We start from the raw sequence: 9,764 nt of genomic DNA, 5'->3' as shown, positions 1-9,764 counted from the left end.
GCGCCGGCCGGTCGCCGGCCGCCGGCTCGTGGACACCGTTCCGGCGGTGCCCGCGTGACCGCCGAGGCCGCCAGGTCCGTCGTCCAGCGCGGCTCGCTCGCCCTGACGCTGCGCCGGTTGCGGCGCGATCCGGCCAGCATGGCGGCGCTCTGCTTCATCGTCCTTATCGTCCTCTTTGCGCTGTCGGCGCCGCTCATCGCCGCGGCGACCGGCCATTCGGCGATAGAGCAATACCGCGAGACCGGGCTCTCGCCGATGGGCCTGCCGGTGGCGCCCAATGGCGAGTTCATCTTCGGCACCGATCATCTGGGCCGCGACGTGCTGGTGAGGCTCGCCTACGGGGCCAGCGTATCGCTCGCCGCCGGTATCCTCGCCGCCTTCGCCGCCGCGCTGGTCGGCATCGTCGTCGGCATGGTCGCGGGCTATTTCGGCGGCTGGGTGGATACCGTGCTCAGCCGGCTGATGGACCTGGTGATGAGCGTGCCCTTCCTGCTCTGCGCGCTCGCCCTCGTCTCGGTGTTCGGCCCCAGCCTGCCGCTCAGCATCGGCGTCATCGTCTTCTTCAGTTGGACCACCATGGGCCGCGTCATCCGCGGCCAGGTGATCTCGCTGCGGCGGCAGGAGTTCGTCGAGGCCAGCCGCTCGCTCGGCGCCGGCCCGCTGTCGATCCTGTTCGTCGACATCATGCCCAATCTCAGCGTGCCCATCATCGTCTACACCACCATGATGATCCCCGGCTCCATCGTCTTCGAGGCAACCCTGTCGTTCCTCGGCATGGGCATCGTGCCGCCGGCCCCGAGCTGGGGTGGCATGCTCGCCGACGCCGCCGCCAACTCGATCTACCTCGTCGCCTGGTGGCTGGTGCTGATCCCGGGGCTGGCGCTGCTCTTCACCACGCTCGCCTTCAACATCCTGGGCGACGGATTGCGCGACGCGCTCGACCCCCGAGGCCGGCCGGGGCGGCGCAAGCGCAAGGCGGCGGCATGATCCGCTTCCTGTCCAGCCGCATCCTGTTCGGCGCGCTGATCCTGCTCTCGCTCAGCGTGTTCGTGTTCTTCCTGTTCTTCATCGCGCCGGGCGATCCGGCCCGCATGGTGGCCGGCGACAAGGCGACCGAGGCACAGCTTGTGCAGATCCGCGCCAATCTCGGCCTCGACCGGCCGATCCACGAGCAGTATCTGAGCTTTCTCGGCAAGGCCGTGACCGGCGATCTCGGCTTTTCCTATCGCAACCAGCAGCCCGTCGCGAAGCTCATCTTCAACCGGATGCCGGCGACCTTGTCGCTGCTTGCCGGCGGCGTGCTGCTGTGGCTGGCGGTCGGCATTCCCATCGGCATCACATCGGCCAGGCACCCCGGCGGCCTGCGCGACCGGCTGGGCCAGGGTTTCATCCTCGTGGGCTTGAGCTTTCCGACATTCGTGCTCGGCATGATGTCGCTCTACATCTTCTATTTCCTGCCGCGGCAGGCCGGCTTCATGCTGTTCCCCGCCGGCGGCTTCAAGCCCTTCCTGCCCAACCCGCTGCTCTGGGCCTGGCATCTCTTCCTTCCATGGACGACGCTGGCGCTGACCACCGCCGCCGTCTACGCCCGCCTGACGCGCGGCCAGATGCTCGAGGTGATGGGCGAGGACTATATCCGCACGGCGCGCGCCAAGGGCCTGTCGGAACGCAAGGTGGTCTGGAAGCACGGCATGCGCGCCACACTTACCCCGCTGGTCACCCAGCTCGGCGCCGACATCGCGCTGCTGCTCGGCGGCGCCATCGTCATCGAGCAGGTCTACGGCCTGCAGGGCGTCGGCGCGCTGGCCGTGCAGGCCGTCGCCAACCAGGACCGGCCCATCATCATCGGCGTGGTGTTGCTGGGCGGCCTGTTCATAGTCGTCGTCAACATCATCGTCGACATCGCCTACGTGCTGCTCGACCCGCGTGTACGGTAAAACTTTGTTTTGTCGCATGTTCGAACCGGAAAAGTCCTGCAACTGAACATGCTCCGGTAGAGGAGGCTCGATTGCCCATCGCAGAATACACTATCCCCGGCATGCATATCCGCGACCACCTGCTGCCCGTGCCCCTCGACTGGCGCCGGCCGGACGGAGCGAAGATCGAGCTGTTCCTGCGCGAGGTGGTGGATGCGAGCCGCCGCGATGCCGACCTGCCGCTGCTGGTCTTCCTTCAGGGCGGCCCGGGCGGAAAATCGCCGCGCCCGACGCAGGGCGGCCCGTCCTGGCTCGCGGAAGCGCTGAAGACCCACCGCGTCATCCTGCCCGACCAGCGCGGCACCGGCCGATCGACCCGTATCGAAGCCGCCACGATGACTAGGTTCGCAACCGGCGAGGCCGCCGCCGACTATCTCTCGCACTTCCGCGCCGACTCCATCGTCGACGACTTGGAGCACGCCCGCAAAACGCTGTTCGGCGGCAGGCGCTGGGAGTCGCTCGGCCAGAGCTATGGCGGCTTCCTGACGCTGACCTATCTCTCGCGCTATCCCGCGGCGCTCGCCGCCTGCTACGTGGCGGGCGGTCTCGCCAGCCTCCGGCCGTCAGCCGACGAAGTCTACCGCCGCACCTATCCGCGCGCCGCCGGCAAGACCAGGCGTTTTTACAAGCGCTATCCCGGTGACGTGGCGCGCGTCGCAGCCATCGCCGACCACCTCGCAGCCAACCCGGTACGCCTTCCCGACGGCGACCTCCTCAGCGTCAGCCGTTTCCAGACCATCGGCATCGACCTCGGCATGGCGCCGGGGCTGGAGAACGTCCACTGGCTGGTAGACGAGGCCTTCTCCGCGCCGGGCCGGCTGTCGGATCACTTCCTGTTCAGCGTCATGGGCCTCACCAGCTACGACGGCGGCCCGCTGTTCGCCGCGTTGCAGGAGAGCATCTACGGCCACGGCGCCGGCGCCACCCGCTGGGCCGCCCAGCGCGTCCGCGCCGAACATCCCGAGTTCGACCCCGCCGCCCGGCCGCTGCTTTTCACGGGCGAGATGATGTTCCCGTGGATGTTCAACGACATCCGGTCGCTGCGCCCGTTCAAGGCCGGCGTCGAAGCGCTGGCGGCGCGGGAAAGCTACTCCGAACTCTACGATCCGGCGCGGCTCGCCGCCAATGACGTGCCCGTCGCCGCCGTGGTCTATCACGACGATCTCTATGTCGATGCGGGCCTGTCGCTGGAGACCGCGCAAGAAGTGGGCAATCTCACCCACTGGGTCACCAACGAGTTCGAGCACGACGGCATCCGCCAGAGCGGCAACGTCTTCAAGCGGCTGGCCGAAATCGTGCGCGAGCGCGGGGGACCGCTGCGGGCGGTACTTTGAAATTGTCGATCAGCCGCGTTTCTCCGAGCCATGCCGCGACGAGCAGGCGGGCCGGGCGGTCGAGGTTCTGGAGGGGGAGCAAATCCTCCTCCGCCCGCAGTTCCAGATATTCGACCTGCTTGAAGCCGGCGGTGAGTATTGCCGTTCGCGCTTCCGCAAGCGTCTGATCAACCGGCGCTCCGCCCGAAAGCTTTTTCGCTGCCTCCAGCAAGGTCGACGCGAGCCGCGGAGCCACCTCCCGCTCCGCCAAGGATAGCCGGACGTTGCGGGAGGACATGGCGAGGCCATCGGTCTCGCGGACCGTCGGGCAACCGACTACCGTGATTGGAATATCCAGGTCCCGCGCCATGCGCCGGACCACGTGAAGCTGCTGGAAATCCTTCTCGCCGAAGAAGGCCAGATCGGCACCCGTCTGCAGAAACAGTTTCGCCACGACGGTCGCCACTCCGTCGAAATGGCCAGGACGGTAGGCCCCGCATAGTCCTTCGCTGACGCCGCCGACCGAAACCGTGGTGGCAAAGCCGTCGGGGTATATTTCTCCAGCGTCGGGGGCATAGAGGACATCTGCCCCTGTCGGAGCAAGCTTGGCCGCGTCCTCATGCTCGGTACGGGGATAGGCGGCAAGGTCGGCCGCATTGTTGAACTGCTTCGGGTTGACGAACAGGGTCACGATTACCCGGTCGGCCTCGGCAAGCGCTGCTCGGACGAGGCTGAGATGTCCGGCATGGAGAGCGCCCATTGTCGGGACGACGGCGACCTTCATGCCCTGCCGGCGCCAGTCCGCAACGATCACCCGAAGCTCCGCGACGGTCCGAACGATGGCGACGCTCATGCCGCGGCCCCACCGGCCAGCGCTTTCGGTATGTCGCCGAAAACATGTTCGGCGGCCGGAAAGCGACGCTCGCGCACGTCCCTTGCATATCCGGCAATGGCGACGCTGGCTGCCTGGCCCAGTTCGGCGTAGCGCTTGACGAATTTCGGGCGAAAGTCGGTGAACATGCCCAGCATGTCGTCGACCACCAGGATCTGCCCGTCGCAGGCGGCAGAGGCGCCTATGCCGATCGTGGGAATTGCGATGTCGGCGGTGATCCTGCGCGCCAATTGCTCGGGCACCTTTTCAAGCACGACCGAAAACGCGCCGGCTTCGGCGATCGCGATTGCGTCGCGAACGATCCTCTCGCTGGCCTCTCCCCTGCCCTGCACCTTGTAGCCGCCAAATGTGTTGACCGCCTGCGGGGTCAGCCCGATATGCGCCATGACCGGAATGCCGCGGCTAGTCAGAAACCGGATTGTCCCGGCCATGCCCTCGCCGCCTTCCAGTTTGACGGCGGCGCAGCCGGTCTCGGCCATCAGTCGGGCGGCGTTGCGAAATGCCTGCTCGGGGCTTTCCTCGTAAGACCCGAACGGCATGTCGACGATCATCAGCGCGCGCGCAAGGCCACGGCGAACCGCCTGTCCATGCATGATCATCATGTCGAGCGAGACCGAGAGCGTTGAAGGCAGTCCGTGCAGCACCATGCCGACGCTGTCGCCGACCAGGACGATGTCGCAATGCGGATCGACAATTTTCGCGACCGGCGTCGTGTAGGCGGTGAGGCAGACCAGCGGGACGCCTCCCTTGCGCGCCGCGACGTCCGGTGGCGTCAACGCCCTTATATCCTGCGTGGCGCTCATGACATTCTTCCCTGACGTTAGCCGCCCGCAGTCGCATTTGGCATAAATTTGTGCAGATGCGAAGGGAAAAGACCTGTAGTGATGGCCTCGCGCCGTTCCGCGCGAGACGGTGGCGGGCGGGGCAGTTTACCTTTCGCCGCTTGCCCGTTGGGAACATTGAAATGCACGCAGCGATTTCGGACCGGGCAGGAAGCCAAATCCTTCGGCGTCCGAGGTCCGCGGGAAGGCGGCCGCGCTATTTCAACTGGGCCGGCGGCCGTTCGGCAGGGCTGGTCGCGGCCAGCCACAGCGCGCGGCGGACGCGGGCGATGCGGTAGGCATCCAGCGCGCAAAAACCATAGATGAGGATGGCGCCGGAGTGCCGCGAGAAGAACGACGCGTCTTCGGGCATCAGGCGCAGGGTCACCCAGCCGAAGACCGCCATGAAAAACAGGAATATCAGCGCGCGCTGCGGTTGGCCGAGCATCAGGTGCCCGGCGCCTGGAATGGCGAGGGCCGCCAGCAGGATCAGCCAGGGATTCGCCGGCTCTTTCGCCTCCAAGGGCGGGACGGTGCTCATGCTGCCTTCCGTTCGGCCCTCAGATTGTCGATGACCTCAGCCATGCCTGTCAGCACTTCGGCAAGGAATGGCTTGCTGACGACCACGTCGCCGAACTCCGCCTGCCGGAATACGCCATAGCGGGCACGATCGGCCTCGGCCAGTTGCACGACGAAACGGACCCCCTGCGGCGTGACCAGGAATTCCTTGGCGCGTGCGTTGCCCAAAAGTTTCAGCGCTGGTTCGAGCCGCTCCGCCGCCGGAAGAGGCAAAGGGTTGTCGCTGCGGGCGATGCCGTCGGGCGGCCAGCCGGCCGGGGCAGATATGATATGCGGCAGTTGGTCGTAGTTGGAGAAGGTGCTGGCGCTCGCCGGCCGCATCATGAAGTCGAAGACCGCCCCGACGCCGGTCGGCACGGGCACCGTCACCATGAGCCAGAGGCTGGGCAGCTTGCGTGTCGCCAAAGTGTCGACGACGGCGCGAAGCTGCACCGGCAGGCCGCGAAAACGGCCGTGCAGGATCGGATGGTCCGGTTCCGGCATCGCCTGAAAGTTGGGCTCGGCGAGCAAATTCGCCACCTCGCCGAACAGACGGCCACGACTGGCAGCGGCCGCGGCCCTATTTCTTTGGAACTGCCGCAGCAGGACGAGGCCGAGTGCGCCGGCAAGAACGAGACCGAGGAGAGGCTGCAGACCTTCCAGCATTTCCGCTTACCGGGGTTCCCCGGCTCCTAATACCCGACCGGCTTCGGCCAGGGCATGGTGAACTGATCGCCCCGGCGAACATATTTGTAACGGTAGAAATGGAACCACACCGAGACGATGATGTAGAAGATCGTCATTGCGATGAGCTGCGATCCATATCCCAGGAAGACCGCAAAATAGGTGACGATGCACAGCGCCAGCAGCGCCAGCGCCGGCATCGGATGGAAGGGGTGCGTATAACCGCGCCGGATCGAGCCGAGCGGCCACTTGCGGCGGAACATGACGATGTTGATCGACATGAAGGTGTAGCCGAGCAGCCCGGACAGGATGGAGAAGGTGATCGCCTGATTCAGATCGGCGATGAAGGCGAAGGCCAGCGCGATCGGCAGCAGGAACAGGATCGACCGGTAGGGTGTGCGGTATTTCGGGTGCACGGCCGAGAACCAGGTCGGCAGGTAGCGGTCGCGGCCGAGCGAGAACCAGGCGCGCGCCGCATCGTTGATGCAGCCATTGGCCGAGGCGACCGCCGCCAGCACGGTTCCCCAGAACATCAGCGTCTCGAGGAAGCCCGATCCCGTGATGCGGGCGGCATCGTAGAGCGGGAAGAAGGTGAAGCCGAGATATTCCCACGGCAGCAGCGAGGCGCAGACATACCAGGTCATGGCCGCCCCGATGAGCAGCGTGATCATGCCGGCCATGGTGCCGTAGGGCAGCGAGCGGGCGGGCGAGCGCACCTCCTCGGCAGCCTGCGTCGTGCCTTCGATGCCGAGATAGAACCAGATGCCGAAATGGAAGGCGGCGATCACGCCGATCCAGCCATAGGGCAGCGCATTGTCCGGCGTCACCAGTTCGCCGAGCTTGAGCACCGTGCCCTGGCTCCAGGGCTGCACTGCGAAGAACAGGACGACGATCGCGACATAGGCGATTGCCGTGATGACGAAGTTGACGTTGAGCGTCATCAGCACGCCGCGATAGTTGAGCCAGGCGAGCACGACGATGGTGAGCACCACGAAGGCGTGGCGTTGAAGACCTTCGGTTCCGGCGACGGTGACGACGAGATCGCCGACCAGGATGGCGTCGGATACTTGGAGCATGGTGTAGGCGAAGACGAGGTAGAGGGCGACGTTGAAGGCCATCAGCGGACCGACGATATGCTTGGCCTGCGCATACTGTCCGCCGGCGGCGGCGACGGTCGACGTCACCTCCGAATCGATCATCGCGACGGAGGTATAAAGCACGCCCACGAACCAGCAGACGATCAGCGTGGCCAGCGCGCCGCCCTTGTCGACGGCAAAATTCCAGCCCGTATATTCGCCGACAAGCACAATGCCGACGCCGAGCGCCCAGACATGCGCGGGGCCAAGCACCCTGAGCAGGGAAACGCGCTGGGCCGGGGCGGCACCGACGGGGGAAGAAACGACGGCGTCGGTCATGGCAGCGCCTTCAGATCCTGTGTTTCTCGGTTGCCGCCTCGATCTCGCCTTCGCGCGAGGAGGTCAGCAGGGCTTCCGAATGGCTGGCGTCCGTCTTGATCCAGTCGTAGACCATCCAGGCGACGAGCACCGCCGAGACGGCCCAGGACAGATAGGAAAGCGTGGTGAACATGGCCGGCTCCGGGGTCGCCGTGGGGGTTAGCGCTTGTCGCCGAACTTCTCGTCGATCACCTCGCGGTACTCCTTGTCGGAGGCGCGGAAGAGAAAGATGAAATAGCCCAACAGAACCACGACCATGACCACCAGGGTCGGGATGTCGAACACATAGTGGAAGCGGTTCTGGATTATGTCGTGGGCGGTGGCAGGGTCGTAGCCCAGCTTCTCCCAGAAACCCGCCATCGTGGCGTTCTGCCCGAGACTCTCCCAGGTCGGGTTCTCGATCTTGTCGATCGACTTCGCGACGCCGGCGAGACCGAGCCGCAGCGGCAGCCACAATGCCAGGAAAATGGCGACGACGATGAAGGCGATGTCGAATATCTGCATCGCCTTCGGCTGTTCGGGCGGCACGTATTTCGCCATGGTGTCCCCTCCTGCGAATGCCTTTTTTTCAGAGCTTGTCGCGTTTCGCGGCGTCGAGATGCTGGATGTCCAGCCCGTAGATGAAGTGCTTGTCCTCGGCGTAGTGCGCGACCATCGCGCGGATGGCCGCCGTGTTGAAGACAAGGACCACCGCCGCAGCAACCAGCACCGCGACGCGGATGCTGCCCAGCGGAATGAACGGCCAGGTCATGATCAGAACGAAGAGGATGGTCGCCCACAGGCACACGATCAAAAGCCATGCACCGCGCACGTCCTGCCGGTGCATCGCCTCGATCCGATGATCGAGATCGGACATTTCTCTCCCTTTCCAGAGCGTGCCGCGTCCCTTGCGACCACTCTGATTCCCCGCGCCCGCTTATACTTTCAGGCAACATTCTTTTCCGGGAAGAAAATACCCGTTCGCATAGGCTGTCAAGCGTTCACGTGAGTGTGAAATCAGCCCCGGGAGTTGAAGCCCGCCCCGCGCGGCATGAGCGACTTTTTTGCATGCGAAATGCAGATATCGCGCAAGCACGATCGACGGCGGGAAGGACGGACTGTGTCGCAAATTTTATGAGTAAGCGAATACTTACGATGCTTGTTGACAACAGCTATCGCCGCCTGCGGCGAAAAAATTCGCGCAGGCACTCGATGCTTCGGCTTTCGTGTCAGGGGTGGCGCCGTCATGACGAGTTGCGCCTCGGCGGCTCCAGCGCGTAGTACGCCATTGCATTGGCATGCGCCAGAATCTCGTCGACCTCGCGGATGTTCTTGCGGCGCGGAGCATCCGGATCGAAGCGCGGCAATCTTCCGCCGGGCGGCCGTCCGCGCCGCAGCGGCGAAAAACGCCGGAAGCGGACCGGACTAGGCTTGCCCTGCGCTGCCGCCGCGTCGCGGGTCGCCTTGTCCCGCGCAAGGCCTGCGTCGTTGCGCGCCTTCCAGCGGGCGAAACGCTGCGCCTGCCCCGGAAGATCGTCCAACGCCCGGCCCAGCGCATCCAGCCTGAGCGTCAGTTTTGCCGCACCGATCGGATCGTTCTGCGACGGTGGTGGCGGCAGGGGGATGCGTGGCGCGTCGTCGTCGAGCGATCGGATGCGCGGAGCAGCATGTGCCGGCACATATTTGCGGCGGATGCGGAAGGGATATTTCAGTGCATCAAGCAGCGAAAGGTTTTGTCCACGCGGCCTGGCGGCGCGCCGTTCGGCGGCTTTCCGCTCGGCCTCAAAGCGGGCAAAGTCTGCCTTCGACAGGTTGACGGCAAGGCCGAGGCGGCGCATGGCGGCCACCGTGTCGGAAATTTTTGGCTTGAGCTTTCGCGGACGAAACGGCGGCAGCGTCACCACGATGCCTTGCGCCGCCGCGATGACGAGGCGGCGGGCGGCGGATTCGGCGGGGCGCAGCAGCAGAAGAATGGCGCGGTAGAGGTGGCGCGGCAGGCAGAGCGCCGGAGACGGTTTGTTTCTCCCGGTCTTTCCGGCTCGTCCCGGCCTTGGGGCGACGGCGGCTTCCCCGAGCACCAGGGACAA

Annotated in this window: 12 protein-coding genes; 3 read left to right on the top strand and 9 right to left on the bottom strand. The window is 65.4% G+C overall.

Going from position 1 to position 9,764, the window contains the following annotated elements; all coding sequences use genetic code 11:
* The first annotated feature begins 54 nt into the window (after positions 1 to 54).
* From ACH196_RS36950 to ACH196_RS36940, 3 genes are all read left to right on the top strand, one after another.
* Positions 55 to 987 carry an ABC transporter permease gene (locus ACH196_RS36950; RefSeq protein WP_396651800.1) on the top strand — a complete coding sequence of 311 codons (933 nt, stop codon included), beginning with the start codon at positions 55 to 57 and terminating at the stop codon, positions 985 to 987.
* Entirely contained in the window at positions 984 to 1,937 is a 954-nt protein-coding gene (locus tag ACH196_RS36945) for an ABC transporter permease (protein WP_396651798.1), read from the top strand. The genes ACH196_RS36950 and ACH196_RS36945 overlap by 4 nt, the downstream gene beginning before the upstream one ends.
* Positions 1,938 to 2,038: 101 nt before the next feature.
* A complete protein-coding gene (locus ACH196_RS36940; RefSeq protein WP_396651799.1) occupies positions 2,039 to 3,310 on the top strand; it encodes an alpha/beta fold hydrolase in 1,272 nt (423 codons plus the stop codon).
* Here ACH196_RS36940 and panC read toward each other — a convergent pair.
* The 9 genes from panC to ACH196_RS36895 form a co-directional block, all read right to left on the bottom strand.
* Positions 3,252 to 4,142 carry a pantoate--beta-alanine ligase gene (gene panC, locus ACH196_RS36935; RefSeq protein WP_396651797.1) on the bottom strand — a complete coding sequence of 297 codons (891 nt, stop codon included), beginning with the start codon at positions 4,140 to 4,142 and terminating at the stop codon, positions 3,252 to 3,254. The genes ACH196_RS36940 and panC overlap by 59 nt on opposite strands.
* On the bottom strand, positions 4,139 to 4,984 hold the full coding sequence (panB, locus tag ACH196_RS36930) for a 3-methyl-2-oxobutanoate hydroxymethyltransferase (protein ID WP_396651796.1): 846 nt from the start codon (positions 4,982 to 4,984) through the stop codon (positions 4,139 to 4,141). The genes panC and panB overlap by 4 nt, the downstream gene beginning before the upstream one ends.
* A gap of 235 nt (positions 4,985 to 5,219) precedes the next feature.
* The gene (locus ACH196_RS36925) at positions 5,220 to 5,543 is read right to left on the bottom strand and encodes a hypothetical protein (RefSeq protein ID WP_396651795.1); all 324 of its coding nucleotides are present in this window, start codon (positions 5,541 to 5,543) and stop codon (positions 5,220 to 5,222) included.
* Positions 5,540 to 6,226, bottom strand: a complete 687-nt coding sequence (locus ACH196_RS36920; RefSeq protein WP_396651794.1) for a hypothetical protein — start codon at positions 6,224 to 6,226, stop codon at positions 5,540 to 5,542. Before ACH196_RS36920 ends, ACH196_RS36925 begins: the two co-directional genes overlap by 4 nt.
* A 26-nt stretch (positions 6,227 to 6,252) precedes the next feature.
* Positions 6,253 to 7,659 carry an APC family permease gene (locus ACH196_RS36915; protein ID WP_396651793.1) on the bottom strand — a complete coding sequence of 469 codons (1,407 nt, stop codon included), beginning with the start codon at positions 7,657 to 7,659 and terminating at the stop codon, positions 6,253 to 6,255.
* Positions 7,660 to 7,669: 10 nt separating this feature from the next.
* Entirely contained in the window at positions 7,670 to 7,831 is a 162-nt protein-coding gene (locus tag ACH196_RS36910) for a hypothetical protein (protein WP_396651792.1), read from the bottom strand.
* Positions 7,832 to 7,857: 26 nt separating this feature from the next.
* Positions 7,858 to 8,238: a hypothetical protein gene (locus ACH196_RS36905; protein WP_396651791.1), complete on the bottom strand. Its 381-nt coding sequence runs from the start codon at positions 8,236 to 8,238 to the stop codon at positions 7,858 to 7,860.
* Positions 8,239 to 8,266: 28 nt separating this feature from the next.
* The gene (locus ACH196_RS36900) at positions 8,267 to 8,554 is read right to left on the bottom strand and encodes a hypothetical protein (protein WP_396651790.1); all 288 of its coding nucleotides are present in this window, start codon (positions 8,552 to 8,554) and stop codon (positions 8,267 to 8,269) included.
* 367 nt (positions 8,555 to 8,921) lie between these two features.
* Positions 8,922 to 9,764, bottom strand: an 843-nt coding sequence (locus ACH196_RS36895) for a hypothetical protein (protein WP_396651789.1), incomplete at its 5' end; no start/stop codon positions are given.

The sequence above is a fragment of the Mesorhizobium sp. IMUNJ 23232 genome (assembly GCF_044326205.1).
Lineage (GTDB): Bacteria > Pseudomonadota > Alphaproteobacteria > Rhizobiales > Rhizobiaceae > Kumtagia.
The sequence above is the reverse complement of the archived record's forward strand: the minus strand, read 5'-3'. Positions and strand labels throughout refer to the sequence as shown.